The organism is Variovorax paradoxus, from assembly GCF_030811855.1.
Classification (GTDB): Bacteria; Pseudomonadota; Gammaproteobacteria; order Burkholderiales; family Burkholderiaceae_C; genus Variovorax; species Variovorax paradoxus_L.
The window spans coordinates 873,602-900,128 of the sequence record NZ_JAUSRN010000001.1; the positions used below are offsets into that span (position 1 = coordinate 873,602).

Annotated in this window: 23 protein-coding genes; 15 read left to right on the top strand and 8 right to left on the bottom strand. The window is 66.5% G+C overall.

The window, feature by feature from the left end; translation table 11 throughout:
- Window positions 1-8: 8 nt before the first annotated feature.
- Together J2X92_RS04375 and J2X92_RS04380 are read right to left on the bottom strand one after the other, a co-directional pair.
- Window positions 9-1,778, bottom strand: a complete 1,770-nt coding sequence (locus J2X92_RS04375) for a hybrid sensor histidine kinase/response regulator (protein WP_307573670.1) — start codon at window positions 1,776-1,778, stop codon at window positions 9-11.
- Window position 1,779: 1 nt separating this feature from the next.
- A complete protein-coding gene (locus J2X92_RS04380; protein WP_093013509.1) occupies window positions 1,780-2,463 on the bottom strand; it encodes a response regulator in 684 nt (227 codons plus the stop codon).
- 254 nt (window positions 2,464-2,717) lie between these two features.
- Here J2X92_RS04380 and J2X92_RS04385 point away from each other — a divergent pair, with 254 nt between their 5' ends.
- The 6 genes from J2X92_RS04385 (at window position 2,718) to J2X92_RS04410 (ending at window position 9,457) form a co-directional block, all read left to right on the top strand.
- Window positions 2,718-4,454, top strand: a complete 1,737-nt coding sequence (locus tag J2X92_RS04385) for a phospholipase D-like domain-containing protein (RefSeq protein ID WP_307573673.1) — start codon at window positions 2,718-2,720, stop codon at window positions 4,452-4,454.
- Window positions 4,455-4,563: 109 nt separating this feature from the next.
- Window positions 4,564-5,415 carry a YihY family inner membrane protein gene (locus J2X92_RS04390; RefSeq protein WP_307573674.1) on the top strand — a complete coding sequence of 284 codons (852 nt, stop codon included), beginning with the start codon at window positions 4,564-4,566 and terminating at the stop codon, window positions 5,413-5,415.
- Window positions 5,416-5,436: 21 nt separating this feature from the next.
- Complete coding sequence (locus J2X92_RS04395) at window positions 5,437-6,456, top strand: AraC family transcriptional regulator (protein ID WP_307573675.1); 1,020 nt, start codon at window positions 5,437-5,439, stop codon at window positions 6,454-6,456.
- Window positions 6,457-6,634: 178 nt separating this feature from the next.
- Window positions 6,635-7,375, top strand: a complete 741-nt coding sequence (locus J2X92_RS04400) for a nitroreductase (RefSeq protein WP_307573676.1) — start codon at window positions 6,635-6,637, stop codon at window positions 7,373-7,375.
- Window positions 7,372-9,024, top strand: a complete 1,653-nt coding sequence (locus tag J2X92_RS04405) for an AMP-binding protein (protein WP_307573678.1) — start codon at window positions 7,372-7,374, stop codon at window positions 9,022-9,024. Before J2X92_RS04400 ends, J2X92_RS04405 begins: the two co-directional genes overlap by 4 nt.
- Window positions 9,017-9,457 (top strand): MaoC family dehydratase, encoded by a 441-nt coding sequence (locus J2X92_RS04410; RefSeq protein WP_307573680.1) that lies wholly within the window; start codon window positions 9,017-9,019, stop codon window positions 9,455-9,457. The genes J2X92_RS04405 and J2X92_RS04410 overlap by 8 nt, the downstream gene beginning before the upstream one ends.
- Window positions 9,458-9,485: 28 nt before the next feature.
- On the opposite strand, the gene J2X92_RS04415 is transcribed toward J2X92_RS04410, so the two are convergent.
- Together J2X92_RS04415 and J2X92_RS04420 are read right to left on the bottom strand one after the other, a co-directional pair.
- Entirely contained in the window at window positions 9,486-11,009 is a 1,524-nt protein-coding gene (locus J2X92_RS04415; protein ID WP_307573682.1) for a tripartite tricarboxylate transporter permease, read from the bottom strand.
- A 10-nt stretch (window positions 11,010-11,019) separates the two neighbouring features.
- Window positions 11,020-11,442 (bottom strand): tripartite tricarboxylate transporter TctB family protein, encoded by a 423-nt coding sequence (locus J2X92_RS04420; protein WP_370878325.1) that lies wholly within the window; start codon window positions 11,440-11,442, stop codon window positions 11,020-11,022.
- Between the two features lie 317 nt (window positions 11,443-11,759).
- On the opposite strand from J2X92_RS04420, the gene J2X92_RS04425 reads away from it, so the two are divergent.
- The gene (locus J2X92_RS04425; protein ID WP_307573686.1) at window positions 11,760-12,296 is read left to right on the top strand and encodes a GNAT family N-acetyltransferase; all 537 of its coding nucleotides are present in this window, start codon (window positions 11,760-11,762) and stop codon (window positions 12,294-12,296) included.
- 31 nt (window positions 12,297-12,327) lie between these two features.
- On the opposite strand, the gene J2X92_RS04430 is transcribed toward J2X92_RS04425, so the two are convergent.
- On the bottom strand, window positions 12,328-13,635 hold the full coding sequence (locus J2X92_RS04430; RefSeq protein ID WP_307573687.1) for a replication initiation protein: 1,308 nt from the start codon (window positions 13,633-13,635) through the stop codon (window positions 12,328-12,330).
- A 674-nt stretch (window positions 13,636-14,309) separates the two neighbouring features.
- Between J2X92_RS04430 and J2X92_RS04435 the strand changes: the two genes are divergently transcribed.
- The 7 genes from J2X92_RS04435 (at window position 14,310) to J2X92_RS04465 (ending at window position 22,087) form a co-directional block, all read left to right on the top strand.
- Entirely contained in the window at window positions 14,310-15,467 is a 1,158-nt protein-coding gene (locus J2X92_RS04435) for an AAA family ATPase (protein WP_307573689.1), read from the top strand.
- 231 nt (window positions 15,468-15,698) lie between these two features.
- Window positions 15,699-16,778 (top strand): ParB/RepB/Spo0J family partition protein, encoded by a 1,080-nt coding sequence (locus J2X92_RS04440; RefSeq protein WP_307573691.1) that lies wholly within the window; start codon window positions 15,699-15,701, stop codon window positions 16,776-16,778.
- 158 nt (window positions 16,779-16,936) lie between these two features.
- The gene (locus tag J2X92_RS04445; RefSeq protein ID WP_307573692.1) at window positions 16,937-17,221 is read left to right on the top strand and encodes a hypothetical protein; all 285 of its coding nucleotides are present in this window, start codon (window positions 16,937-16,939) and stop codon (window positions 17,219-17,221) included.
- Window positions 17,222-17,908: 687 nt separating this feature from the next.
- The gene (locus tag J2X92_RS04450; protein ID WP_307573694.1) at window positions 17,909-18,169 is read left to right on the top strand and encodes a hypothetical protein; all 261 of its coding nucleotides are present in this window, start codon (window positions 17,909-17,911) and stop codon (window positions 18,167-18,169) included.
- Window positions 18,166-20,067 (top strand): phage integrase family protein, encoded by a 1,902-nt coding sequence (locus J2X92_RS04455; protein WP_307573695.1) that lies wholly within the window; start codon window positions 18,166-18,168, stop codon window positions 20,065-20,067. Before J2X92_RS04450 ends, J2X92_RS04455 begins: the two co-directional genes overlap by 4 nt.
- Window positions 20,068-20,264: 197 nt before the next feature.
- On the top strand, window positions 20,265-21,137 hold the full coding sequence (locus tag J2X92_RS04460) for an amidohydrolase family protein (RefSeq protein ID WP_307573696.1): 873 nt from the start codon (window positions 20,265-20,267) through the stop codon (window positions 21,135-21,137).
- Window positions 21,138-21,172: 35 nt separating this feature from the next.
- Complete coding sequence (locus J2X92_RS04465) at window positions 21,173-22,087, top strand: LysR substrate-binding domain-containing protein (protein ID WP_307573698.1); 915 nt, start codon at window positions 21,173-21,175, stop codon at window positions 22,085-22,087.
- Between the two features lie 24 nt (window positions 22,088-22,111).
- Here J2X92_RS04465 and J2X92_RS04470 read toward each other — a convergent pair whose 3' ends face one another.
- The 3 genes from J2X92_RS04470 to J2X92_RS04480 form a co-directional block, all read right to left on the bottom strand.
- A complete protein-coding gene (locus J2X92_RS04470; RefSeq protein ID WP_307573700.1) occupies window positions 22,112-23,089 on the bottom strand; it encodes a Bug family tripartite tricarboxylate transporter substrate binding protein in 978 nt (325 codons plus the stop codon).
- Window positions 23,090-23,127: 38 nt separating this feature from the next.
- Window positions 23,128-24,165 carry a porin gene (locus J2X92_RS04475; RefSeq protein WP_307573701.1) on the bottom strand — a complete coding sequence of 346 codons (1,038 nt, stop codon included), beginning with the start codon at window positions 24,163-24,165 and terminating at the stop codon, window positions 23,128-23,130.
- A 160-nt stretch (window positions 24,166-24,325) separates the two neighbouring features.
- The gene (locus tag J2X92_RS04480; protein WP_307573703.1) at window positions 24,326-25,237 is read right to left on the bottom strand and encodes a LysR substrate-binding domain-containing protein; all 912 of its coding nucleotides are present in this window, start codon (window positions 25,235-25,237) and stop codon (window positions 24,326-24,328) included.
- Between the two features lie 125 nt (window positions 25,238-25,362).
- Here J2X92_RS04480 and J2X92_RS04485 point away from each other — a divergent pair, with 125 nt between their 5' ends.
- Window positions 25,363-26,520 carry a CaiB/BaiF CoA transferase family protein gene (locus J2X92_RS04485; protein WP_307573704.1) on the top strand — a complete coding sequence of 386 codons (1,158 nt, stop codon included), beginning with the start codon at window positions 25,363-25,365 and terminating at the stop codon, window positions 26,518-26,520.
- Window positions 26,521-26,527: the final 7 nt, after the last annotated feature.

The window sequence follows — 26,527 nt, forward strand, 5'->3', positions numbered from 1 at the left end:
CGCGAAATTCAGGGACCTTCGATGGCCGCGGCCAGCGCGCGGCCGAGCCCCCGGTCGTCGACGGGCTTGCGCAGCAGTGGCAGCGCCTGCCGCCGCGCAGCCTCGACCACGGCGGGATCGGTATCGGCCGTGACCATGACGATCGGCAATGCAGGCTCTGCGGAACGACGCGCGCGCAGGCGCTCGGCGGCATCGAAGCCCGAGACGCCACCGCCGAGCCGGCAGTCGACCACCACCGCATCGGGCTCGCCGACCTGCCCCAGCGCCTCGTCGAGCGTGGCGGCCGACAGCACGCGGCAGCCCATCGCGCCCAGCGCATTGAGGTAGGCACCGCGCACCATCGGATCGTCCTCCAGCACCAGCACGCAGCGCCCGGCCAGGCTCCACGGCGCAGTTGCGCCCTCACCTTCGGAACCGTCGGCGCCAAGGGGCGCGGCGCGCGGCAGCCGCAGGCGGAAGCAGGCGCCCGCGCCGAGGCTGGACTCGAGTTCGACTGGCACGCCCAGCAGCTCGGCCATGCGCCGCACGATGCCCAGGCCCAGGCCATGCCCCGCGGCGGGCGCTGCGCCGGCGCCCTGCGCCTGGAGCTGCACCAGGTCCTCGAACACGAGGCGGTGGTTCTCGGGCGCGATGCCGGGGCCGCTGTCCTGCACGGTCAGCTCGACTTCGTCCTTCGACGCGTCGGGCGCTTCCCGCGAGCGGATCCGCACCTCGACCTGCCCGCCCGCGGGCGAGAACTTGATCGCGTTGTCCACGAGGTTGGCCAGCATGCGCCGCAGCAGATCGGGATCGGTGCGTACCTCCAGGCCGATCGGGCAGTCCGCGCGCAGTCCGACGCCGCGCGCCGACGCCGCGGCGCCGAAGCTGGCCATCACGGCCGTCAGCAGCCGGTCGATCCGCACGCGCTGAGGCTGGGCCACCACCACGCCGGCGTCGAGCTTCGACACGTCGAGCAGGGCGTCGAGCATGGCGCGCAACTGCTCCAGGCTGCTGTCCACCACCTCGACGATCGCGCGCGCATCGGGCGCCATCGCCACGTGGCGCAGCGCGCCCACGTTGAGCGCCATGGCTTGCAACGGCTGGCGCAGGTCGTGGCTGGCGCCGGCCAGGAAGCGGCTCTTGTCGTTGTTGGCGCGCACCGCCTGGTCGCGGGCGATGGCCAGCTGCGCGCGCTCGAACTCCAGCGAAGTGGCCAGCGCCTGGTTCTCGGCGCGGATGCCGAACGATTCCTCGAAGGTCTCGAGGTTGCGCCGGGCAAAGCGCGTCTGCACGCCGAAGAACATCAGCACCAGCGCGCCCACGCCCCAGCCGAGCCAGCCGCCCGCCGCCAGCCACATGACGGCCGTGGGCGCGAAGAGCAGCGCCGCGTAGGCCAGGAAAGCAGGCATCACGGTGGCGCTGGTGGACACAGCGCCCGCACCCCACGACACCAGGATCATCGTGAGGACCGCATCGAGCGTCGGGTCCAGGCGAGCCATGAAGAGCGCCGCGGAGCCGTTGCAGGCGCCGATCAGCACGTTCCAGTACACAGTGGCGCGCAGCCGCTCGGCGATCGGGCGGGCGCGGTCGGCGGCCATGCGCGCGAGCGCGGCGGCGCGCCACTCGCGGCTGGCGATCACCGCCGCGAACCAGGCGAGCACCCACGGCGCGGGGACGTCGCGCCAGACGATGGCGGCCACCACGACAGCGGTAAGCAGGATCTGCCAGCGCAAGCCCACGGCCTGCTCGGCGACCACCTGCAGGCGGCGCTCGTCCAATTCATCAGACGCGGCCGGCATGCTAGGCGGCCTCGAGCGCCCAGGCCGCCTGCGCGTCGAAGACGCGGCACATGGCATCGGTGCGGTTGCGCGCGCCCAGCGCCCGGTAGACCATCGACAGGTGCACCTTCACGGTGCCCTCGGCAATCTGCAGCTGGCGCGCGATCAGCTTGACCGGCATGCCGCGCATCGCCAGAGCCAGCACCTGGCGCTGGCGCGGCGACAGCTCCACGCGCAGGAAGCCGGCAAGGTCTTCGCGCGGCAGCTCGTCGGGCTCGCGCGCGCGGGTCACGTCGTCGGCCAGCACGAACTCGGCCGGAAGGTAGATGCGGTGGCGCAGCACCACGCGCAGGGCGGCCTCCATGTCCTCGAGCCGGTACGACTTGGGAATGAAGCCGGCCGCGCCGGCCTCGATGACCTCGCGCACGCGCTGCGGCGAGCTTTCGGCCGATTGCATGCACACGGGCGTGGCCTCGAAGTGCGCCTTCACGGCTTTGAGCGCGGCCACACCGGAGAGCTGGGGCAGGTGGTAGTCGAGCAGCAGCAGGTCGACGCCGGCGGGGTCCAGCTGGCAGGCCTGCTCGGCATCCCGCACGGCCTCGAAGTGGAAGGGGCGGCCGGGTTCGATCTCGGCGGCCATGCGCTCCAGCAGGAGGCGCGTGCCGTTCCAGACGATCTCATGGTCATCGACCAGCAGAACCTTCATACAGGCCTCTCGTCTACGGTGACCCTCCCCGTCCGCACGCAGGTTAGCGCAAAGCCCCCCAATAAGCGAGCGCCCGCACTCTACACCAAAGGCCTAGTCGGATGGCCATGCCGCACTGCGCCGCGGGACTAGGCCGCAGCCTGGATCGCGGGCAGCCGGCGGCCTAGCCGCTGCGTTCAATTGTTGCGGCGGGCGCGGCGCGGAAGACTGCCTGCATCGATTGCCACTTCGCATCCGATGCACCGAGGACCGCCATGACCACCACCTCCAAGTCTCTTGCCGCGCTGCGTGCCGCATGGGAGCCGCTTGCGTGCCGGTACTGCATCCTGGCTCTGCACCACGTGGAGCTCGCCCGCTGGCTGTGCGGCGTGGCCATGGCCGCTCTCTCGCTGCTGGCGGGCTGCGCCGCATTGCCGGGCGAGGTGCACCGGGTCGCATCGCAGGCGCGCACCGACGTCGAAGGCAGCGCCTTGGCGCGCATTGCCGCCGCGTCGCTGCCGGGCCTGCTCGGTGCCGCGGCCGACGTGGCCGACGTGGCCGATGTGTCCGATGTGTCCGGCGTGCGCCTGCTGCCGGGCGGCGACCAGGCCTTCGAGGCGCGCATCGCGCTCGCACAGGCCGCACGGCACACGGTCGACGCGCAGTACTACCTGGTGGCCGACGACATCTCGGGGCGGCAGTTCCTGCGCGAACTGCGCGACGCGGCAGATCGCGGCGTGCGCGTGCGGCTCCTGGTCGACGACCTGTACACGAGCGGGGACGACCAGCTGCTGGCCGGATTGGCCGCATACGGCAATGTGGAGGTGCGGGTGTTCAACCCGCTGCCGGTGCGCAGCGGCGGCCTGCGCACGCGCGTGCTGCTGTCGCTGCACGAGATCGGCCGCGTGAACCGGCGCATGCACAACAAGCTCTTCATTGCCGACAACAGCTTTGCGATCACCGGCGGGCGCAACATCGCCGACGAGTACTTCGGGCGCAGCAAGCCGGCCAACTTCATCGACATGGACGCGCTTCTGGCGGGGCCTGCCGTGCGCGCACTGTCGGCGAGCTTCGATGCCTTCTGGAACGGAGCGCTGTCCTATCCTTTCGAGGCCATTGCATCCGGCGGCGGCACGGCGCCGGTCCAGGCGCGCGAGCGCTTCGCGGCGATCGTGCGCGACCTCGGGCGCTGGGTGCCTCTTGGCGACGAGCACGACGAGCTGGGGCGCGGCCCGGTCGGCGCGCAGCTGGCACAGGGACGGGTAGAGCTGGTACCCGCGAAGGTGCGCGTGATCGCCGATACGGTGGCGCGAGGCCTTTCGGCCAACGACGCCGGTGGCAGCGCCGAAAAAGCCGGACCATCGCAAGGCCGGGAGGGCGCGGTGATGACCGCGAACCTCCACCTCTTGCGCACCGCACGCTCCGAGGTGCTCGTCGTCTCGCCCTACTTCGTGCCCATGCCCCGCATGATCGAGGCGCTCTCCCATGCGAGCCGCGAAGGCGCGCGCGTGTCGGTAATGACCAACTCGCTCGCGACCACCGACGAGCCGCTGGTGCACTACGGCTATGCACGCTACCGCAGCGCACTCCTGCAGACGGGCGCCATGCTGTACGAGCTCATGCCGGCCAGCGGACCGCATCCGGCCTGGAGCGTCGCCGATGGCTCCCGCGGTTCCCTGGGCCGCCTGCACGCCAAGCTGGCGGTGGTCGACCGGCGTTGGTTCTATGTCGGGTCGATGAACATGGACCGGCGTTCGGCGCACTGCAACACCGAGCTGGGCCTGATCGTCGAGAGCCCTGCGTTGGCCGGCGAGCTGGCGGAGCTGATCCAGCGGGTGCGCATGCCTGCAAGCTTCAGCGTGAGCGAGGCAACCGCGCCGCGCGGCGGCCTGCAATGGAGCTTTCTTCGCGACGGGCGCCAATGGGTGTTGCACCGCGAGCCGGAATCGAACTGGGCCCAGAGGCTTCGCTGGTCGGTACTGTCGCTGGTAGTGGCCGAAGATTTCCTTTGACGCTGCGCCGTCATGGCCGAAGAAGTCTCCGATCTACCGATCACAATTGCGCGCACTGGCAGCGGTCCTCGCGGCCGCGAGCCATTCGAGTTTTCTCCCCCTGCGAACCATGTTCACACTGACCCGTTTGACCATCGACCGCGCCCGCAAAGAGCGCCTGCCCCAGGTCGCCGGCAGCCTGGCGTTCACGACCTTGCTGTCCATCGTGCCCTTGCTGGCAGCGAGCTTCGCGCTGTTCATACGATTCCCGGTTTTCACGCGGTTCAAGGATGCCCTGCAGGAGTTTCTGCTGAACAGGCTGCTTCCGCCCGACATCGCCCGCACGGTGTTGAAGTACCTGAACCAGTTCGTCGGGAATGCCAGCGGCCTCACCTGGGTCGGATCGCTCTTCCTGCTGGGCACCGCCATCGCGATGCTGCTCACGGTGGAAAACGCGCTGAACCAGATGTGGAAGGTCCGCAAGAACCGGCCGTTCTTCAAACGGGTCGGCCTGTACCTGCTGATGCTGGCCGTCGGTCCCCCCGTGCTGGGCCTGAGCCTGTGGGCCACGTCGTACCTGCTGGGCGTTTCATTGGGCCTCATTGGCGCGCTCCCGCGCTCCCTCGCATTCGTGCTCGACCTCGGCCCGCTCCTGCTCGGCCTGGCCGTGCTGACGAGCATGTTCTACCTCGTTCCGAACACCAAGGTGCGGCTGCGCGATGCCTTCGCGGGCGGCTTGATCGCCAGCGTGGCCTTTGAGCTCGGCAAGCGCGGCTTCACCAACTATCTTGTGAAGGTGCCGACGTACAAGGCGCTGTACGGAGCGTTCGCGGCCCTGCCCATGTTCTTGCTGTGGGTGTATTTTTCGTGGCTGGTCACGCTGGTGGCGGCCATGCTGACGGCCAACCTGGCGCTCACGCGCCGCAGGCCGGCAAGCAAGGCCACCCGAGGCCCGCAGCCAGGCCGGGCGCGCCCCGACTGACGATTCTTGAGCGGGGTTCGTATGAAGTCAGCAGGCTTGAAGGGAACGGTTTCCATCGAGTTGGTGCACGAGGCGATCCATGCCGCCGCGCTACGGAACATGGACCTCGCCCGTGTCCTCGAAGCCGCGAAGCTCGATCGCGACCTGCTCAACGCACCGCGCGCGCGCGTGTCGGCCGCGGCATATTCGCGGATGTGGGTCGCCTTGGCCGATCTGATGGACGACGAGTTCTTCGGCCTCGACAGCCATGGACTGCGCCGGGGGAGCTACGCGCTCATGACACGCGCCGCGGTCAGCTCGGACAACCTGGAGCACGCCCTTCGCCGCATCCTCCGGTTCCTGCACGCGACGTTGGATGATTTTCAGGGGGAGCTGGTCCGGTCGGCGGACGAGGCGTGCGTGATCCTGCATGACGGCGGCGTGTTGCGCCGGCTGTTCGGCTACGGCACCTGGTTCATCCTCGTGCATGGGCTGGCATGCTGGCTCGTGCACCGGCGGATTCCTTTGCGCGAGATGCAGTTCCGATGCCCGCCTCCTGGCGATGACAGCCACTACCGCACGCGGTTCTGCGAGAACGTGAAGTTCAACGGCAAGACCACGCACATCACTTTCGCGAGCGACCTGCTGGATCTGAAGATCGCTGAATCTCCTGAGTCCGTCGACAACTTCCTGCGAGCGGCGCCGGCCAATCTGCTGGTCAAGTATCGCAACGACGCGAGCACGAGCGCACAGGTCCGACATCGCTTGCGCAGCCAGCTGCCCGATGCATGGCCCGACCTGGAGAAGCTCGCGCAGGAACTCTCGGTGTCCGGCACCACGCTGCAACGGCGCTTGCAACAGGAGGGCCTGAGCTACCAGCGGGTGAAAGACGATCTGCGGCGCGACATCGCCATCGATCTTTTGTCGAGTGCGTCGTTGACGGTGGCCGAAGTTGCCGAGCGGACCGGCTTCCAGGAAACAAGCGCCTTCCATCGCGCATTCAAGAAATGGACGGGGGTCAGCCCCGGTGCCTATCGATCGGCAGCGCCCACGGCGGAATAGCCGCCAGCGTTCTGGCGCGGGGACTGAAGCCACTGCACTCGGAGTACTGGAGGGGTGCCCGGTTACCTCGGCCGTGCCGCTGTCTTTGGGCATCGACCCGCAAACCCTTGACCGATAGAGTGGCCATGAACAAGCACCTGCCGCGGGTGCATGGCCGTGAATTGCAAGGGTATCTGGAATGAATCGAATGATGGCGCCGCCTTTGAACGCGCAAGCCCTGCGGGACGCAGTCGATTGGGCAATCGCCAGCCGGCGCAGTGTGAGGGCGTTCTTGCCCAGTCCGGTCTCGCAAGAAGAGATCGAATCGATTCTCTCCACGGCACGTTACAGCGCTTCCGGCATGAACATGCAGCCTTGGCATGTGCATGTCCTCACTGGCCCTGCGAAGACCCGCCTGTCCGCTGCGATTGCGCAGCTCGATGAAGATCCTGGCCGGTTTCGGGAACTGGCCGAGCCTTATGACTATTACCCGCGCGAATGGTTTCCCCCCTATCTGGAGCGGCGCCGCAAGGTGGGTTGGGATCTCTACGGTTTGCTTGGAATCGCCAAGGGCGACAAGCAACGCATGCACGTGCAGCACGGGCGCAATTACCGGTTCTTCGATGCACCCGTGGGCTTGTTCTTTACGGTAGACCGCGCGCTCCAGGAAGGAAGCCTGCTGGACTACGGCATGTTCCTGCAAAGCGTGATGGTCGCCGCGCGAGCCCGCAATCTCCACACTTGCCCTCAAGCCGCCTTCCTGAAGTTCCATCGCCAGATCGCCGCGCTGCTGGAAATTCCCGCGGGCCAGATGCTCGTTTGCGGCATGAGCCTGGGCTACGCCGACCCGTCTTCGATCGAGAACTCGCTCGTCACTGAACGAGAGCCGGTTTCCACGTTCACGACGTTCCACAACACCGCCAAGGAGACAAAACCATGAGTGCGGAATCCTATGGGGAAGGCCTCGATCGCTGCGAGGCGAATCATGTGCCGCTGACGCCGCTCGGCTTCCTCGATCGCGCCGCCCTGGCACATCCGAAGCGCCTGGCGGTGGTGCATGGCGACCTGTCGCGAAACTGGGAGCAAACGCGAGAGCGTTGCCATCGCCTGGCATCGGCGCTGGTGGCCAGGGGCATCCTGCCGGGGGACACGGTCTCCGTCCTGGCGCCCAACACACCGGCCATGCTGGAGTCGCACTTCGGCGTACCTTTGGCCGGCGCCGTGCTCAATGCGATCAACCACCGCCTGGACCCTGAAGGGATCGCATTCATCCTGCGCCATGGCGAGTGCAAGCTGCTGATGGTCGACCGCGAGTTCTCCGGGACGGTCGCGGCCGCCTTGAAGCTTCTCGAGAATCCTCCTGTCGTCGTCGACATCGAAGACCATCTCGCTCCGCCCGGTGAAAGCATGGGCCAGACCGACTACGAGTCCCTGCTGGCGAGCGGAGATCCGCGCTTTCCCGGACGATGGCCAAGCGACGAGTGGCAGCCGATCGCCCTGAACTACACCTCCGGTACGACAGGCGATCCCAAGGGTGTGGTTGCCAGCCACCGAGGCACCTACCTGATGAGCCTGCTGCAAATCACCAACTGGGCGATGCCGCGCGCACCGAAGTATCTGTGGACGCTGCCGATGTTCCACGCGAACGGATGGTGCTTCACCTGGGCCATCACGGCGGCCGCAGGTACCCATGTCTGCCTGCGCCGGGTGTCCGGCGAAGCGGTGCTGCAAGCCATCGACAAGCATGAGATCGATCATCTCTGCGCAGCGCCGACCGTGATGGCGATGCTCGCGGACTCGGCGCGGCACGTCCGATTGTCTCGTCCGGTGCGTGTCCTTACCGCCGGATCTCCCCCTCCTCTTTCCGTGCTGAATGCGGTTCTGGCCATGGGCTTCGACGTGGAGCACGTCTTCGGCATCACGGAGGTTTCCGGAACGCCGGTGAGTTGCGTGTGGCAAGACGGCTGGGACGAACTGCCGCAGACGGAACAGGGCAAGCTTCGGGTGCGCCAGGGCGTGCGAGCCGCCATGTTCGAAGGTCTCATGGTCGGCGACGCAGACACGCTCGAGCCCGTTCCGCACGACGGAAAAACCGCAGGGGAACTGATGCTGCGCGGGAACACGATGATGATGGGCTACTTCAAGAACGAGCCCGCGACGCGCAAGGCGCTCGCCGATGGCTGGTTCCGTACCGGCGACGTCGCGGTCCTTCATGGCAATGGATACGCGCAGATCACCGACCGGTCGAAGGACGTGATCATTTCCGGCGGCGAGAACATCTCGTCCGTGGAAGTCGAGGGCGTCGTGCATGGCCACCCCGCGGTGCTGCATGCCGCCGTCGTCGCACAGCCCGACGAGAAATGGGGCGAGGTGCCGTGCGTGTTCATCGAGCTCAGGGCGGGTGCGCCGGCGCCTTCCGAGCAAGAGATCATCTCTTTCTGCCGCGAGCGGCTGGCCCACTTCAAGTGTCCGCGCCGGGTGATATTCAGCAGCTTGCCGAAGACGGCCACGGGAAAGATCCAGAAGTTCCGGCTGCGCCAGCAGGCCGGCAGCCGCGAAGCCATTACATCGCTGTCCCGCCATGAATGAGACCGAACCGTTGGGCGCGCCGATCGCGCCGGGATACCGCTTCGTGCGGACCCATGCGTTCAACGAGGAACAGGTGAGCCGCTTTGCGATGGCCGCGGGCGACGAGAACCCGCTGCACCACGATGCGGAGTTCGCACGCGGCACGAGCTTCGGCGGACTGATCGCAAGCGGCACCCACACCACGTCTCTCCTGCTGGGACTCACCGCCACGCACTTCGCCAGGAGAGGGAGCGTGCTGGGCACCAGCTTCTCGGTCGACCTGCTGCGCCCGGTGCTCGCGACCGAGACGGTCCTCATGGAATGGCAGGTGACGTCGATTGCCGCCCACTCGAAAGGCGGCAGCATCCTCGAATTGCAGGGCGTGATGAAAGGCGCGGACGACCGGACCCGTGTTCATGCGCACGGCACGGTGCTTTTCACGCCGGATTCCTGATCCATGCGTGGCGCACCGGGCCGAGGTCCTACTCCTGCGGTTCCAGCGCCATGGGCGCGCGTGCAATGGCGCCTTTCCTGCGGGCCTGAAGAATGAACGAGACCACCTGCCACACGACGAAAATGCCGATCATGCTGAGCAAGGTGCCGCTGATGGGACGCGACACGAAGGTGCCGAAGCTTCCGCGGCTCAGCAGCATCGCGCGGCGGAAGTTCTCCTCGAGCATTGGACCGAGAATGAATCCGAGCATGAGCGGCGCGGCGTCCAGCTCCAGCCGCATGAACATGTAGCCCATGAATCCGAAGGCGGAGGTGATGAAGACATCTTCCAGGTTGTTGTTCACGCTGTAGGTGCCGATGCAGCAGAAGAACAGGATCGACGGGAACAGCACGCTGTACGGGATCTTGAACACCGAGAGCCAGTAGCGCACCAGCGGCACATTCAGCACCAAGAGGAACACGTTGCCGATCCACATGCTGGCCACCAGGCCCCAGAACAGCTCGGGGTGGGCGCCGATCATGTTCGGGCCCGGTTGGATGCCCTTGATGATGAAGGCTGCCAGCATCAGCGCCATGACGGCGTTCTCGGGAATGCCGATGCTCATCAGCGGGATGAAGCTGGTGCGCGCCGCGGCTTCGTCGGCCGCGGCCTGGCCGGCCACGCCTTCGATGCAGCCGGTGCCGATCTCGTGCTTGTACTTGCTCACCTTCTTGTCGAGCGCGTAGGCCGCGAACTGCGCGATGGTGGGACCGCCGCCGGGCAGGATGCCCAGCAGCGAACCGACCACGCTGCCGCGCAACGCGCTGGGGATGATCCGCTTGAATTCCGCCCAGGTAGGAATGAGGTTGATCTTGCCGTTGAAGGGCGAGCGCTCCTCGCGGGAGTCGAGGTTCTTGGTGATCTCGGCAATGCCGAAGCAGCCCAGCGCAATGCTCACGATGCCGACACCGTCGGTCAGGAAAGGCATGTCCAGCGTGAAGCGCGCCATGCCGCTGTTCACGTCGGTGCCGATGGTTCCGAGCAGCACGCCGATCATGCACATTGCCAGGCCGTTCAGCAGGCTGCCGGTCGTGACGAAGCTCACGCACACGAAGCCGACCAGCATCATTGCGACGTAGTCCGCGGGACCGAACAGGAAGGCGACCTCACCCAGCATCGGTGCGAAGAACGACAGCACCAGGATGGCGACCGTGCCGCCGATGAAGCTGGAGAAGCCGGCCGTGAAGAGCGCAAGGCCCGTCTGCCCCTTCAGCGTCATCGCATACCCGTCGATGCAGGCCACGATGCTGCTCGCATGCGGGATCTTCATGGTGATGGCGCTCACGCTGTCACCGTATTGGGCACCGTAGTAGATGCCGGCCAGCATGATGAGTGCACCGGTCGTGGGAATCGAATAGGTCAGCGGCAGTAGCAGGCTGATGGTTGCCAGCGGGCCGAGGCCCGGCAGCAGGCCGACCAGTGTTCCCACCGTGCAGCCGATGGCGCAGAACATCAGGTTCTGCCAGGTCAGGGCGTGCGAGAAACCGAACGCCAGATTGTGGAGGACTTCCATGGTCGTGGCCTCAAAAAAGCGGCAGGTTCAAGCCGAGGAGTTTCTGGAGCGCGAACGCCATGGCGATGAGGCCGGCGGAGATCTTCACGTTGCGCACCCAGGAGTTCGAACTGCCCGCGAAGGCCGAGCAGAACACCATGAAGACGATGCCCGCCACCATGTCCAGGTACATCGAGATCAACGCGAAACCGCACAGGCTTGCGAGAATGAGGGCGATGTTCTTGAAGTGGAGATCCAGCCGCACCGGCTCGACGAAGAACGAACGCACCACTGTGGAGACGCCGATCAGCAGCAGCAAGCTGCTCACCATGACGGGGAAAAGACCGGGCCCGGCGCGGCTCAGGTCTCCAATGGGGTAGCGAAGCGCCGTGAGGCCGAAGGCCAGCGCAATTGCCATGAGGAAAAGTCCCCTGACAAGATTTCTGTTTCTCATACGTTCCCGATCTGGGTGGGTTTATCGAACGCGACCGGCAAGTGAATATGGCCGGGCTTGTCTCCGTCCGGATGAAGCGCCGGACGATCGAATGCTCTTTTGCGTAGCTGATCGCTATCTGACGCGCAGGCGAGGGAAACTACGTACCTTGCGATGGAGGCCGCCACCAAGGGCCGTGTCTTCTCGAGCGTTCGGCGACGCTTGCAGCCGAGCAGTGGGTTGGTCTACGCTGAACGGGTGAATGCCCCGGCGGCGCCCGAGGAGAGAGAGAGAGAGAGAGAGAGAGAGAGAGAGAGAGAGAGAAGAGAGAGAGAGCCATGACCCGTGCAACCCTGACCCACCGGCTTGCCCACCGCGACGACCTCGAGGCGCTGAGGGCGCTGATGGACGCAGCGATATCGGAGTTGCAGAAGCCGTTTCTCGACGAGCGCCAGATCGTCTCGAGCCGGGCGATCATGGGGCTGGACACCCAGCTCATCGACGACGGAACGTATTTCATCGTGGAAGCGGATGGCGAGCTTGCGGGTTGCGGCGGATGGAGCCGCCGCGCCACCCTTTATGGCGGAGACCAGTCGCCCGGGCGCAGCGCCGTGCTGCTCGATCCGGCCAAGGATGCGGCGCGGGTCCGCGCCATGTACACCCACCCGCAGCACACGCGCAAGGGCGCGGGGCGGCTGATTCTCTCCCTCTGCGAGGAGGCGGCGCGGTCCGAAGGCTTCAGGACCGTGGAGCTGATGGCCACCATGGCAGGCGAGCCGCTGTACCGCGCCTGCGGCTATGAGCCCTGCGAGCGCGTCGCGGACGATCGCGGCGGTGTGGCGGTGCCGCTCTTGCGCATGAGCAAACCGCTGTGATTCGCAGGCAGCAGCGACTGGAAAAAAGGACTTAGATGCCTGCCACGCCGCGCTGCAGTGCGAAATCCAGCAGCACCCGGTCGGTGGGCTCTTCGGGCCAGGTGTCCTGCGCGAGCCAGCGGTAGAAGGTGGTCGCGGCCACGCGGCTCGACGGCCCGTCGCGCCGCCAGGCACGTGCGATGGGAGCGGCCATCTGGTCGAGCCGATCGGTTTCGAAGCGTGTGCGCACTTCGGTCTGCATGGGCTGCGGCATCTCGGCGAAGACAGCGCGGGCCTGTCCCATGCGATCGTTTTCCCAGAGTTCGCGGATGCGCCGCAGCCGGTCGGCCTCCGACAACGGCGACGTGGGGGGCGCGAGCGCGGGCGGCTGTCCGTTGCCACCCGTTGCAGGCTCCATCGCGGTCACGCCGGCGTAGCCCTTCTTCAGGGCGTCCTTGAAGTAGGCGGCGGGCGATTTGAGCTCCGGCATGGCGGCGTTGCGCAGCCGCTGGTCCACGTGGTCAAGCGTGGCGCGAATCTGGCCTTCGTCGGTCGTGGCGTAGAGGTCTTGTGCCTCGTCCTGCTTGAGGCCCAGGGCAATGAGGCGCCCGACCAGTTCCAGGTCGAAGACATTCCGGTTCGCAGCACTGATGTCACCCAGGCGCTGCTGGACCTTGGGGACGACCCTGAACTGGATTTCCTCGATCTTGCGGCCCCGCTTGTGCTCGATCAATTCGAGCCCGAAGTCTTCGCACAGCGCGTCGATCTCGGCCAGCGCCTTGCTGATGACGTCGCGCTTGAGAAAGCGGTAGTCCACCTCCTTGATGTCGCTGCGGCCCGTGAGCACCGCCGCCCACCAGACGACGTCCTCTCGCATCGAGAGGCGCCCGGGCGAGGTGAGATAGCGCGCGCCGATCTCGTAGAGCACCGCGGCGGAATAGCTGCGCATCTGGCTGCTCATCTCCAGCAGCACGCGGGTGTACTGGTGCGGCTTGACCAGCCGCTCCTTGATTTCGTCGGGATAGCGCCAGGTCACCATGCAGGGCCGTCCCCTGCCCTGCTCCTCGATCGTGACGGTACCCAGCAACTGCGACGACACCCACCGCTTGAGGGAACTGCTGCTGGTCGACCACTCGATGGTCGTGGCCTGCATGTCGCGCAGGTGCGATTTCAGCAGTTCGGTGTTGTTGGAATTGAAACGGGCATCGCCGATCAGCTCGCTCAGCGTCAGCTTGTAGACCGGCTCGTCCACGCCCTGGCGCTGGGAGTGATAGAGCAGCGCGTTGTAGATGCGGCGCGACAGCAAGGTGAGCCGACCGCGCTTGGGACGAATGGCAATGGCCTCGTTGGCCTTGGCCACGCTCTGTTCCTCGGCGGAGGGTGATTGCCGTGGCGGAGACCGTGAATGTGAATTTTCTTCCTCGTCCATGCGCTGCAGCGGCAATAAAGTGGTTTCACATCATGCCTTTGCATTGTGATTCAGTCAATTCACATTAGACGTGCAACGGTGCCTTGGTTAGTTTGCAATAAACACTTGGGATATTGAAGAGTTGGGCTTGCATTTTCCTGTGTCGTGACAGGTACTTACGTCAATGTCTGTGAGAAGGGTTGGGATTGAATGTGAGAACGGTTGGGTTTTGATGTGAGCCTCGTTGGGAAACAAGCGCTACTTTTGTGAGTTCGGATGGGTTCCAATGTGAGTGGATATGGGTTGCCGCCCTGCCCTTGACCTGTGAAAAGGCACAAACCCGGCGATGCAGCCCCCTTATGGGGTACCGAAGACGCCCCGCCCCCGTTCGCGACCCCCTGAGCTGCCGTGCCCAGCGCTCCCGAGGACCCTGATCCCCAACCGTCCTCACAATACTTGGAGCTGGTAAGGCGGGCTTGTCGGTAAAACTTGTCCATTCGACAGATTCTCATAGAATTGCCGGATTCTGTCGAATAAGGCTATACAAAATGTCAGTTCCCGTGCCGTCGGTCAGTGGAAACCTGGTTTCCACCGAACTCCAGGTTCCACCCCGCCAAACCATCAACATGCAAAAGATTGCGGCGCTCGCTACGCGCGCCGGGTCGATGGTGGAGCAGATCCGCGGCATGCTGCTGGCGCCCGAGGCCCGCAAGATTCCGCCGACCTACTCCACGGCCCAACTGTCCGCGCTCTGCGGCGTCGACAAAGCCCATGTGGCCTACCGCATCACCAAGGAAGATCTTCCGGCCGGCCGGCTGACGCCCTCGGGCGGCAAGCGAACCTTCGAGCTTGACGAACTGCGCCGCTGGACCAGGACCTACCGCGCGGAAAAGATGCGTCCGGCGGGCCGCAAAGCCATCACCATTGCGGTGGGCAACTTCAAGGGCGGCGTGGCCAAGACGACCACCGCCATGGTGCTGGCACAGGGCCTGAGTCTTCGCGGCCACCGCGTGCTGGCGATCGACACCGATCCGCAGGGTTCGCTCACGACGCTGCACGGTCTGCTGCCCGAGGCCGAGGTTACCGAGGACATGACGATCGGCCCGCTGTGCGATGGCAGCGAAAACGACATCCGCTACGCCATCCGGTCGACCTACTGGGACGGGATCGACCTGGTCGCGGCCGCGCCTTTTCTCTTCTCCGCGGAGTTCGCCCTTCCCGCCCGCCAGATGCAGCAGCCCGGCGCCAAGTTCTGGGACGTGCTGAACGAAGGCCTCGAGTCGGTCCGGGATTTGTACGACGTGATCGTGATCGATACGCCACCTTCCTTGTCATATGTCACTATCAATGCGCTGTGGGCCGCGAACGGCATCGTCGTTCCGGTGCCGCCCTCGGGCCTTGACTTTGCGTCGTCGGCGCAGTTCTGGTCCCTGCTTGCCGATCTTGGCGGCAATCTCGACGGCCAGAGCAAGGACCGCGAAGGCAAGGCCTTCGACTTCCTCCATGTGCTGCTGAGCCGTGTGGACGCTGCTGACCCGGCCATGCCGGCCGTTCGGCAGTGGATCCAGGCGACCTACGGCGAATACACGCTGCCAGTCGAGATTCCCAAGACCAGTGTGACCAGCAACAAGGCAGCCGAATTCGCCACGGTCTACGACGTGCAGAAATACGAAGGGGCCGCCAAGACCTACAAGCGCGCGGTCGACGCCTACGACTCGTTCGTGGAACTCGTCGAGCAGTCGGTGATCGGCGCCTGGACGGCACAGGGGAGGGCTGCGCAATGAGCATCGTGCCACCGCAGGCCAACAACCCTTCGGGTGGAAACCTGGTTTCCACGCGGCCCGTACTTCGATATGTTCCAGCCGGATCGCAGATCCTGAAGTCCGTGGAAACCTGGTTTCCACGACGGCGGTTCCCAGAGCCCGTGAGGGTGGGCGAGGGCGCCGGGCGCGCCCGCCAACCGTCGGGTTCCACGGCATCGAGCGCAGCGCACGGCGCGTCAAGGAGTGTCCAACATGGCTAGCACCCGCAAGCGGCTGGAGGCGTTGACCGCCGGCCTGATGCTTCCAGAAGCCGCCAAGGATCCGGTCGCTGCGCCGGCCTCGGCCACGTCGGCCATGGAGCCGCCCTCCGCATCCAATGCCGTGGAAACCAGGTTTCCACCGGCCGTTGGTGGCAGCCTCGCGCCCCGCACCGGCCCGGGCCAGATGATGGCTTTCCGTGGCCAGATCCAGCAGGTCGAAGGCGAGATGGCGGCGCTGCGCGAAAAGCTCAGCCAGTACGAAGGCTCGCTGCCGACGCGGAAGATGGATCCCAAGACCATTCATCCGAGCCGCTGGGCCAACCGCCACGACGCTTCGTTCTCGAGCAGCGCCTTCGCCGGCCTGAAGGCGGACATCGAGCACGCGGGCGGCAATGTGCAGCCGATTCTGGTGCGGCCGATCAAGGAGGAGCCGGGCCAGTTCGAGATCGTCTTCGGCCATCGCCGGCATCGGGCAGCGCTGGAGTTGGGCATTCCCGTGCTGGCTTCGATCTGGGTCGACGAACTGGGGGATGCAGCGCTTTTTGCTGCAATGGACCGCGAGAATCGCGAACGTGCGGACCTGTCCAACTATGAGCAGGGCTTGATGTACCAGCGCGCGCTCGAGGAGCAGCTGTTCCCGACCCAGCGCCAGCTTGCCGAGGCGCTGGGCGTGAGCCACACCTGGGTGCGCAAGGCGTTGCTGGTCGCGCAGCTGCCGCCGGCCGTGGTGGAGTGCTTCCGCAGTCCGCTCGAGATCAGCTTCCGCCATGCCGAGCAGATCAACGCGGCGATGGAAAAGGATCGGCGCGGTGTGCTGAAGCGCGTCGAAAGGCTGCGGGGCCACAGCCTCGCGCCTGCCATGGTGGTCGCCCGGCTGCTCGACGCGAAACCGGGCTTCGAGCGTTCGGAAAAGCTGGACGTCGTTGCTGGCGGCCAGAAGCTCGGCACGCTGGTTCGCGCCAAGAGCGGCGAGATCACGATCACCCTCAGCCCCGAAGCCGCGATCGATGCAAGCCCGGAGGCACTGGAAACCGGGATCGGCGAGGCCCTGCGCAAGGCACGCACCTTGTAAGACGAGGGGCCGCCCCGACACGGGCAGGCCTGAATGTGAGAGCCGTTGGGATTCTCCGCACGTGCGACCTGCGCCTGCCAACGCGCACTGACAGAAAGAAAAAGGGGAGGGGGAGGGGAGGGGAGCGTTCCGGGCATGCCGTTTGCCAGTCGATTGGTATGCATACTGGCCCCCTATACGAGCAGGCGGTGCAACTGACCCCGAAGGCCGCACGGATTGCCGCTCTTCTTCTCGTCGCCGACGATGCCATCCCGGCGCCCCTGCGGCGCTCGCTCGGCATCGCCCTTTCGGCCTCCGCAGGCGCGGCCAGCGATGGCTCCGCACCGTGGACGCCGGAGGACCTGGATGCCACGGCCGCGCGGCGCTTCGTGGCGGCCTGTCTGGAGGCAGCGCGGCGCCGGCCTCCTCAGTCCGCCGTGATGCCCGGCAACTCGCCCGGCTAGTCTCCGCGTCCTCGATCCGAGTGCATCTCCTTGAGCGTGCATTCTTCCGCGAGGCTGGGCGCCTCGGCCTCGATTTGTGCGGTTTCCTGGGGCTGTGCCGCCTTCACAGGGGCCTTGCCGTGGGCGCTCGGCACAGGACGAAAACGCCAAATAGCGCGGCGTTCATGACAAGTGCCAGTACGACCAGCTTTTCGTAGAGCGAAGAAATTCTCTGTAAGTGAAGAAGTTTCAAGGAGCACTCCTGCGCATTGGCTGCAAACATTGCGGTAGCGGGACGGGACGCTGAACATAGGTGAGCGGCCCCAGCGACGCGTCCTCGGAACCAATGACAGCCTTGCTGCGTTGTTTTAGTCACACAGCGGCGGGCGCCGCAGGCCTGGCTTGGCCGCGGGCAGAATGGGTTGAAACCCCGACCGACAAGTCGATGGGCACCCCCAAAGCGGCCTGAAGCCAGGCACTGGACACCCGCTGACCGCGCGATAAAATCGTTTGAAATCAATAACTTAGGTCGGACACCTTATCTAGGTGCGATCTTGCAACACAAAATGTGTATTGATGATTACTCGAGTTATCATCAAGGCAATTCATGACACAGACCATCGTCCAAGCTCCAGCCCAGCAGCCACTCAGCGCCATGTTCCGCCTCGCCGTGCGGTGTCGGCTGATCTCCGCCTAGACTTGAACCACATGGCTTCCGTCCCTACACCCTCCCAATTGGCCCACATCGATGATGATGAGCTCGCGCGCCTCGCGGTGAGCTGGCGCGCGCTTGCCGGGCGCGGCGACCGCGAAGCCTTCGGAATCGCGCATGCGCTCGAGGTCGAACAGCGCCGGCGCACGCGTGAGAGCCAGCTGCAGCAGTTGCCGCCAGAGGCGCCTCCCGAACCCAGGCCGTGGTGGAAGTTCTGGCAATCGACCGGCGAGCGGAACCCGACGTCGGCTTCATGAAGCACGGCACCGCGCGCAAGCTGCACCGCGGGCACTTTGCGTTCATGCGGGCCCTGGCGCAGGGCCTGGATGAAAGGGCGAGTTGGGACCGCTACCTGCGGCTGGAGGGCGAACACACCGATCTGCGCACGGTGCGCCGCACCATCGGTTGGATCCGCGACGAGTTCGCGGCGGCCGCGCGGCGCGAGCACAGGCCGGGCACCGCCCGCCTGATCCTTCTCGATCCCGATCGATTCCCCGCGGCGCCGGCATTGCCGAGCCTTGCCGAATTTGCTGCGGCGCAGGGCCTGGAGGACTTCTCCGAAACGGAGCAGATCGAAGCCTACGAAGCAGCCTATCCCGCCGCGGGTAGGGGAGGGCAGGGCGCACGACCCTCGCGCCGTGCCCAGGTCATCGAGCGCCAGCTCGATGCGCTGCGCTGGCTCGAGAACCTGGTCGCGCAAGATCCGCGTCCCGGCGACAGCGTGTCGGCGTGGCTCAATCCCTCGGTTGCCGCGCGCCTCGAGCGCGCCGGCGTCTCGACGCTTTCCGCCCTCGTCGACCGCGTCAACGGCATTGGCGCGCGCTGGTGGGTGCACGTGCCCGGCGTGGGCGAACTCAAGGCAGCGCGCATCCTCGACTGGCTGTGCGCAAACCAGCAGGCGCTCGGATTGCGTATTGGTTCCCATGCCTTGAAGCCGAGGACGCAGCTCGCTCCGCTGGCGCTCGCGGCCGTGGTGCCGACCGGAACGGCGCTCGTGCCATACGAAAAGTTCGTTCTTCCTGCCGATCTCGATGGCAGTGCCGGCACCAACCGCGCGCCACGCGAACGCTGTCTGCTCATGGCCGCCAACGACCACGAGGCGATCGGCGCGTGGCTCAGCGCCAAGCGTCCCGGCGATGGAGGCGGCGAGCTTTCGGCCACCCAGCGCTCCTACCGCAAAGAGGCCGAGCGCCTGCTGCTCTGGGCCGTGCTGGAGCGGCGCAAGGCACTGTCGTCGCTCACCGCCCTGGACGCCACCGACTATCGCGACTTTCTGCTCGATCCGCCCGACAGCTGGTGCGGTGCGCGCCACCACCAACGCTGGTCGCCCCTGTGGCGGCCGATGGAAGGGCCGCTCGCGCCGTCGGCGCTGCGCCAGGCGATCGCCATTCTGCGGAGTCTTTGCGCGTTCCTCGTCAACCAGAACTACCTGGTGGGCAACCCGTTCGCGACCCTCGCGCCGCCGCCCGGCCTGCAGCAGCCGCTCGATTCGCGCCGCGCGCTGAGTTTTGCGCAATGGGACCACGTCGACGCGCTCCTACAGGCGCATGCCGACACCGAGGCGAGGCGCCGGCTGCGCCGCGGCATGCGCTGGCTCTATGCGACCGGACTGCGGCTGGCCGAGATCACGGGAGCGAAATGCGAGGACCTGGAGCAGGTCGAGTACCGCACCGCCGACGGTATGTCCGCAATCGGCTGGCAGCTGGCTGTGGCGGGCAAGGGCGGGCGCCGCCGGCAGGTGCCGGTGCCTTCCACGCTCGTGGCCGAGCTCGAGGACGAACTCGCGCGGCATGGCTTCGAACGGCAAGTCGGCGCCGTGGGCAACCGCGGCATCCATGTGCTGGCGCGTTTCGACGCCGAGTCGCGGCGCCCGGCCGCCTGGTCTGCCTCGGGGCTTTACCAAGCGATCAAGGCGTTCGTCGCCCAAGCCGCCATCGGCCTGGAGGGCGCAGACGCGCTGCAGTTGAAGAAAGCGAGCACTCACTGGCTGCGCCACTCGCATGGCGCCCACGCGCTGCACGGCCGCGAGGGGCAGGTGCCGGTGCCGATCCAGATTGTGCAGAACAATCTCGGCCATTCATCGGTGGGAACGACGGCCATCTACCTGACCGCTGAACGTGCGCCCAGCTTGGCGCCGGTGCGGGCCGCCGGCTAGAGCTTAATTTCACGCAGGCATACCAAGGCGTGCCGCGCACCCTCGCGCCCAGCCATACCGAAACGCGCTAGCAGCTAGCGCGGTTGCATCCTCGCTCGATGCCCCTGATCCGCGCAAGATGCACGGCATGCACACCCGCGCCATCCGCTCTTCTTCCTCTTCAACGGACCCGGCCATCCGCCAGCCCGGCTAGCACCATGGACAAGGACTGGCTCTCGTTCCATCCCGCGCCGTCGAAGCCGCACTTCACGCCGCCGCCCGGTGCGGTGGACGCGCACTGCCATGTATTCGGCCCCGCGGCGGCGTTTCCTTTCGCGCCGGAGCGCAAGTACACGCCGTGCGATGCTTCGAAGGACCAGCTCTTTGCGCTGCGCGATCTACTGGGCTTCGAGCGAAACGTGATCGTGCAAGCGACCTGCCACGGCAACGACAACCGTGCGCTGCTTGATGCGCTGGCGCATTCGAATGGCGGCGCCCGCGGCGTGGCCTCTGTGGCGGCGGACGTGAGCGACGCCGAGCTCCACCGGCTCCATGAGGCCGGCGTGCGCGGCGTGCGCTTCAACTTCCTCAAGCGCCTGGCCGACTTCACGCCGCGCGAGGTGCTGATGAGCATCGCCGAGCGCATCGCGCCGCTGGGCTGGCACGTGGTCGTGTACTTCGAGGCCGGGGACCTGCCCGAGCTGTGGGACTTCTTCACGCGCCTGCCCACCATCGTGGTGGTCGACCACATGGGCCGCCCTGATGTGAGCCAGCCGGTCGACGGGCCGCAGTTCGAGCGTTTCGTGACCCTGCTGCGCGAGCATCCGAACATCTGGTCGAAGGTGAGCTGCCCCGAGCGCCTGTCGCTCGCCGGTCCGCCCACCTACGACGACGTGGTTCCCTTCGCGCGGCGCCTGGTCGAATCGTTCCCGGACCGCGTGCTGTGGGGCACCGACTGGCCGCACCCCAATCTCAAGGCCCACATGCCCGACGATGGCACGCTGGTCGACATGATCCCGCGCATCGCGCCGACGGTCGAGCTGCAGCGCCAGCTGCTCGTGGACAACCCGATGCGTCTGTACTGGTCCTAGACCGTGCACGGGGGCGCAGCCCTAGACTAGGCGCCATGGACCTCAAGCAGCTGGAGTACTTTGTCCGTGTGGCGGAGCTCGGGAGCTTCACGCGGGCGTCGATCGTGATCGACGTCGCGCAGCCCGCGCTCAGCCGGCAGGTCCGCCAGCTCGAAGTAGAGCTGCGGCAGAACCTCTTGACGCGCAACGGCCGCGGCGTCACTGTGACCGATGCCGGCAAGCTGCTGCTGGAGCACGCCCGGGGCATCCTGCACCAGATCGAGCGCGCAAAGGAAGACCTCGGCCGCATGCGCGGCGCGCTCGCCGGCCGCGTCGTGGTGGGCCTGCCGCCCAGCATCGCGAAGCGCATCGCCGTGCCACTGACGCGCGCATTCCGCCACCAGCTGCCCGATGCGCGCCTCTCGATCACCGAGGCGCTCTCGAGCGCCATGCAGGAGTCGGTGATTGCCGGACGCATCGACCTTGCGCTGCTCTACAACCCCGCACCCTCGGCCGACATCGACAGCGTGGTCATCCTCGAGGAAGACCTGTACCTGGTGGGGCCGGCGCAGCCCGGTGGCACGGTCGACAGCGAAGTCTCGCTGCGCGAGGTGGCGTCGCAACCGCTCGTGATTCCGACCAAGCCCAATTCGATTCGCATGCTGGTCGAGGCGGAAATGGCAAACATCGGTTGCCGGCCGACGATCGCGATGGAGATCGATGGGGTGGCCGCGATCCTGGATCTCGTCATCGACGGGGTGGGGTTGGCCGTGCTGTCCTTGAATGCGGTGCTCACCGCGCCGCGCCCGAAGGCCTTTGCGACCCAACGGGTCACGGATCCGCAACTGCGCAGTCGGCTGGCGCTGGCCGTCAGTTCGCAGCGGCCCGCCACGCTGACGCAGCAGGCGGTGCTGAAGCTGGTCCGCGAAGTAGTGGCCGAGACGATGAACGGAACGGCACCGCCCGCGTGACCGGGCTTGGCGCCGCGTTGAGGCTCACTGCTTCGGAATGCCGGCCAGTCGGATGACTTCCGACCAGCGCTGGATCTCGTTCTTCAGGAGTTCCGCCTGCTGCTGCGGCGTGCTGCCCTGCGCCTCCACGCCAATCTGGCGCAGCCGCTCCTTGACCTCGGGCGCGGCCAGCGCCGCGTTGACTTCCTTGTTGAGCCGCTCGACAACGGCCGGCGGCGTTTTCGCGGGCACCGCAAAGGCGTTCCAAGAGGCGACGTTGAACTTGGGCGCACCGCTCTCGGCGACGGTAGGCGTGTCCGGCAACGCGAACGAGCGCTTGGTGCCCATGACCGCGATCGGCCGCAGCGACTTGCCGCTGATCTGCCCGAGAAGGGGCGCAAGGATCTCGACGCCGGCATCGATCTGTCCGCCGCGCAGCGCAGTGATCATGGCCGGGGAGCCGTTGAACGGAATCACCTGCGCGTCGATGCCGGTGCTGCGCTTGAGGAGCTCGGCCGCCAGATGCTGCGTGCTGCCAACGTTGATCGTTCCGATGTTGACGGTGCCCGGATGCGCCTTCGCATAGGCCAGCAGCTCCTGCATGGTCTTGAACTTGGAGTCCGCCGAGGTCACGACGGCCAGATCGAAATAGCCGATCGTCGAGACCGGCGCGAAGTCCCGCGCGGTGTCGAACGGCAGGCGCTTGAAGAGGCCCACGCTCACGGCATTGCCGTTGGACATCAGCAGCACCGTGAGTCCGTCGGGCGGTGCCTTGGCCACGGTGTCGGCGGCGACCACGCCGCCCGCGCCGGGCTTGTTGTCCACGATGATGCTTTGCCCCATCAACTCGGACATCTTCTGCGCGACGACGCGTGCCGTGAGGTCGGCCACACCGCCGGGCCCGAAGGGCACCACGAGGCGGATCGGTTTGGTGCTGGAGGGCTGCCCATTGGCGCCCATGGCAATGGAGGCCGCGGCCAGCACGAGCGCCGACCGCCGCGAGATCTTGAGGAGGGTGTTCATGAGGTTCGATTCACTGTGGAACAAGCTTGCAATAGGTGTCAGAAGCGGTGCCGCATGCCGAGCACGAGGCTTCCGCGCCGCTCGTAGCCGGTGAGCCGGTCCGAAAGGTAGACCGCGTAGAGGTCGGTGCGTTTGGAAAGGTAGTGGTCATAGCCGAGCGCCGCCGTCGTGCGGCTCGTATCGGTGATGGGCATGTCCCTGCGGGTCTGCGCGACGGATGCCATGATGCGGCCGGCGCCCACGGGCACCGCCACGCCGAGCTGCGTGGTCCGGGTCGTGGTGCGGATGTCGGGCGTGTCGGTATGAAAATACTGGCCGTAGAACTTCACCGCTTCGAAGTCGTACGAGAGTCCGGCCATCTGCGCCTTCTGGCTCGAGATCGGCGCCGCCAGGCCCGGACCCGCCTTGACCTGCTGGGCCGAGACCACCGCGGCGAACGGGCCCTTGGCATAGTTGACCGTCAGGTTGACGTTGCGCACGCCCCCGCGGTTGGTCACCTCGCCAAGCCCATAGGCGGCGGACACGCGGAACCCCGCCATGTCGGGCGACGCGTACTGGAGCGTGTTGTCCCAGACGCTGTCGCCGAGCACCGCGCGGTTGTAGCCCGTGCTCCAGACCTGCAGCATCACCGGGCTCAGGTTGGCCGATGCGAGAAAGGGATTGAAGCTGCCGGTGGCCGCATAGAGCGCATTGGTCTGCCGGCCCGCGCTCACCTGGCCGTAGGCACCGCCGAGGCCGACATAGGCGTTGCGCGAGAAGTAGGAATCGGCCGTCGTCCGGCCGAAGGTGCCGCTGTCGGCCTGGAAGAAACTCTCCAGCGCGAAGAACGATCGCAGGCCGCCGCCCAGGTCTTCGCTGCCCTGCACGCCCCAGTAAGAGGTCGTCATGCCGCCGCTGTTCAGTACCTTGGTGCGGCCGGGCTGGTCGCTGCGGCGCAGCGAACCCACATACTCGTCGACGACACCATAGATGCTCACGCTGTCCACCGGCGGCGTTCCTTGCGCAAAGGCCGGAAGCGATCCGAGCGAAGCAGTCGTGAGGCCCGCCGCAAGGCAGGCGCGGGTGCGCATATCCATCTTCTTGTCTCCGTGTTTTTTGAAGCGCCGAAGGGTGTCTTTGGTCCTGACCCCTGGCGTGATGGACTATCGCCAGTGCGCGGGCGCGCCGCTATCCGGCCCGTCCACATCGAGATATGTCGCGGCGGCATGGCTGGGCGAAGGCCGCCCGGGATGCGCGTCAGCGCGCCGGCCGCGCCACCCCTTGCAGGCTGCTTCGCAGCGCGAGCTTGCGCACGATGGTCGAGAACGCCCGCGTGGCCGCGGCATCGCGCGCCACCGGCGACCACAGCATGCCGGGGGTGCGCACAGGCGTCGGGCTTTCGAGCCGGACCACGACGAGGCCCGAGAGTGCCGTCACCACGTTCGCGGCCAAGATGGACGCGAGCTGCGTCTTGGCGACCAGGTCCATCATCGGTGCGAGCGTGTTGATCTCGGCCACCACGTGCGGCTGCGCGCCGCAGGAACGGAAGCATTCGTCGAGCATCTGGCGCGTGGCGAAGCTCGCCGGCAGCAGCACCATCGGCAGCCGATGCAGCTCCACCATGCGCACGCGCTTGCGGCGCGCGAGCGGATGCTTCTTCGCCACCACCAGCACCATCTCCTCGTTGTAGAGCGGCTCGAACTGCAGCGGCCCCGGCGCGGCCGGCCGGTAGGCGATGCCCAGGTCCAGCGTGCCCTGCTGCAGCCGCGCGGCGATCTGGTCGGCCGAGAGCTCCTCGACCACCACCTTCACGCGCGGGTGCTTGCCATGGAAGCTCGCGATGCAATCCGGAATGAAGCCCAGGTTGAAGGTGTGCGTGGAGCCGACGCGCAGCTCGCCCGCCACGTCCGAGCTCTCCTGCCGCAGTGCGCCCAGCCCAAGGTCGATCTCGTGCAGGGCCTTGGTGCAGTAGTGCAGAAACTCGTCGCCCGCCTCGGTCAAGCTCACGCGCTTGCCGACGCGGTCGAACAGCGCGATGCCGATCTCTTCCTCCAGCTGCTTGATCTGGTGCGACAGCGTCGACTGCGTCACATGCAGGCGTTCGGCCGCGCGCGTGAAGTTCAGCGAGCCCGACAGGGCAATGAAGTAGCGAAGGTGCCGGAGTTCCATGGCGTTCCTTGGGACCAATGATCGATGGCATCGATGCTAACGATGAAAAACAATCATTTTCCGCATCCGCGGGCGCCACCTACAGTTTCTCCAACCCCGAACAACAACCCCAGGAGACCTCCCCGGTGCAAAAAGTCCTCAGCGGCATCAAGGTGCTCGAACAAGGCACGTTCATCACCGGCCCGGCGGCGGGCATGTTCCTCGCGGACCTCGGCGCCGAGGTGGTCAAGATCGAGCAGCCCGGCGCGGGCGATCCGTTCCGTGCCTTTCGCGGCGGCCTCTACAGCCCGCACTTCCAGACCTACAACCGCAACAAGCGCAGCATCACGCTGAACCCGAAGCTGCCCGAAGATGCGGCGGTGTTCGACGAACTGGTCAAGGACGCCGACGTCTACATCCAGAATTTCCGCCCCGGTGCGGCGGAGCGGCTCGGTGCCGGCGAGGCCCGGCTGCGCGACCTCAATCCGCGGCTCGTGTATTGCGCGATCAGCGGCTTCGGCCAGACAGGCCCTGCAGCTGCCCGGCCGGCCTACGACACGGTCGCGCAGGCCGCGAGCGGCTTTCTCAAGCTGCTGGTGAACCCGGCCAACCCGCGCGTAGTGGGCCCGGCGCTCGCCGACGCCATGACGGGCTTCTACGCCGCCTACGGCGTGCTCGGCGCACTGGTCGAACGCGGCCGCACCGGCCAGGGCCGCGCGGTCGAGGTGTCGATGCTCGAAGCCATGTGCCACTTCAACCTCGACGCGTTCACGCACCTCTTTTCCGAGAGCGAGGTCATGGGTCCGTTCAGCCGCCCGAGCGTGTCGCAGTCCTATGTGCTGGAGTGCGCGGACGGGCTGTGGATTGCGCTGCACATGTCCTCGCCGGAGAAGTTCTGGCAGGGGCTCGCCAACGCGATCGAGCGGCCGCGGCTCTTCGCGGACCCGCGCTTTGCCTCGCGCGAAGCCCGCATCGCGCACCAAGAAGACCTGATCGCGCTGCTCGGCGGCCTGTTCCGCCAGCACGGCCGCGCCGCATGGTGCGCGCGCCTCGAGGCCGAGGACGTGCCGCATGCGCCGATGTACGACACCCGCGAGGCGATGGAAGACCCGCAGGCGCGGCACCTGCAGCTGCAGGTGAGCGCACCGCATCCCGAAGGCGGCGAGTGGCACACGATCCGTTCGCCTGTGAGCTTCGACGGCGAGCGCCCGCTGGAGGTCAGCGCGCCGCCGATGCTCGGCGCCGACAACGCGGCCATCGTCACGCCCATCCGAAAGCGCCTGGGGCAGCCGGCCACCGCATAGCCGGGCC

Bases quoted from the DNA above. Each gene is read 5' to 3' on its own strand.
- J2X92_RS04470 (WP_307573700.1), bottom strand. From the start codon at position 23,089: ATGAACACCCTCCTCAAGATCTCGCGGCGGTCGGCGCTCGTGCTGGCC.
- J2X92_RS04410 (WP_307573680.1), top strand. From the start codon at position 9,017: ATGAATGAGACCGAACCGTTGGGCGCGCCGATCGCGCCGGGATACCGC.
- J2X92_RS04375 (WP_307573670.1), bottom strand. From the start codon at position 1,778: ATGCCGGCCGCGTCTGATGAATTGGACGAGCGCCGCCTGCAGGTGGTC.
- J2X92_RS04390 (WP_307573674.1), top strand. From the start codon at position 4,564: ATGTTCACACTGACCCGTTTGACCATCGACCGCGCCCGCAAAGAGCGC.
- J2X92_RS04455 (WP_307573695.1), top strand. From the start codon at position 18,166: ATGAAGCACGGCACCGCGCGCAAGCTGCACCGCGGGCACTTTGCGTTC.
- J2X92_RS04425 (WP_307573686.1), top strand. From the start codon at position 11,760: ATGACCCGTGCAACCCTGACCCACCGGCTTGCCCACCGCGACGACCTC.
- J2X92_RS04420 (WP_370878325.1), bottom strand. From the start codon at position 11,442: ATGAGAAACAGAAATCTTGTCAGGGGACTTTTCCTCATGGCAATTGCG.
- J2X92_RS04395 (WP_307573675.1), top strand. From the start codon at position 5,437: ATGAAGTCAGCAGGCTTGAAGGGAACGGTTTCCATCGAGTTGGTGCAC.
- J2X92_RS04435 (WP_307573689.1), top strand. From the start codon at position 14,310: ATGCAAAAGATTGCGGCGCTCGCTACGCGCGCCGGGTCGATGGTGGAG.
- J2X92_RS04465 (WP_307573698.1), top strand. From the start codon at position 21,173: ATGGACCTCAAGCAGCTGGAGTACTTTGTCCGTGTGGCGGAGCTCGGG.
- J2X92_RS04380 (WP_093013509.1), bottom strand. From the start codon at position 2,463: ATGAAGGTTCTGCTGGTCGATGACCATGAGATCGTCTGGAACGGCACG.
- J2X92_RS04480 (WP_307573703.1), bottom strand. From the start codon at position 25,237: ATGGAACTCCGGCACCTTCGCTACTTCATTGCCCTGTCGGGCTCGCTG.
- J2X92_RS04400 (WP_307573676.1), top strand. From the start codon at position 6,635: ATGAATCGAATGATGGCGCCGCCTTTGAACGCGCAAGCCCTGCGGGAC.
- J2X92_RS04460 (WP_307573696.1), top strand. From the start codon at position 20,265: ATGGACAAGGACTGGCTCTCGTTCCATCCCGCGCCGTCGAAGCCGCAC.
- J2X92_RS04415 (WP_307573682.1), bottom strand. From the start codon at position 11,009: ATGGAAGTCCTCCACAATCTGGCGTTCGGTTTCTCGCACGCCCTGACC.
- J2X92_RS04405 (WP_307573678.1), top strand. From the start codon at position 7,372: ATGAGTGCGGAATCCTATGGGGAAGGCCTCGATCGCTGCGAGGCGAAT.
- J2X92_RS04475 (WP_307573701.1), bottom strand. From the start codon at position 24,165: ATGGATATGCGCACCCGCGCCTGCCTTGCGGCGGGCCTCACGACTGCT.
- J2X92_RS04445 (WP_307573692.1), top strand. From the start codon at position 16,937: ATGCATACTGGCCCCCTATACGAGCAGGCGGTGCAACTGACCCCGAAG.
- J2X92_RS04385 (WP_307573673.1), top strand. From the start codon at position 2,718: ATGACCACCACCTCCAAGTCTCTTGCCGCGCTGCGTGCCGCATGGGAG.
- J2X92_RS04450 (WP_307573694.1), top strand. From the start codon at position 17,909: ATGGCTTCCGTCCCTACACCCTCCCAATTGGCCCACATCGATGATGAT.
- J2X92_RS04440 (WP_307573691.1), top strand. From the start codon at position 15,699: ATGGCTAGCACCCGCAAGCGGCTGGAGGCGTTGACCGCCGGCCTGATG.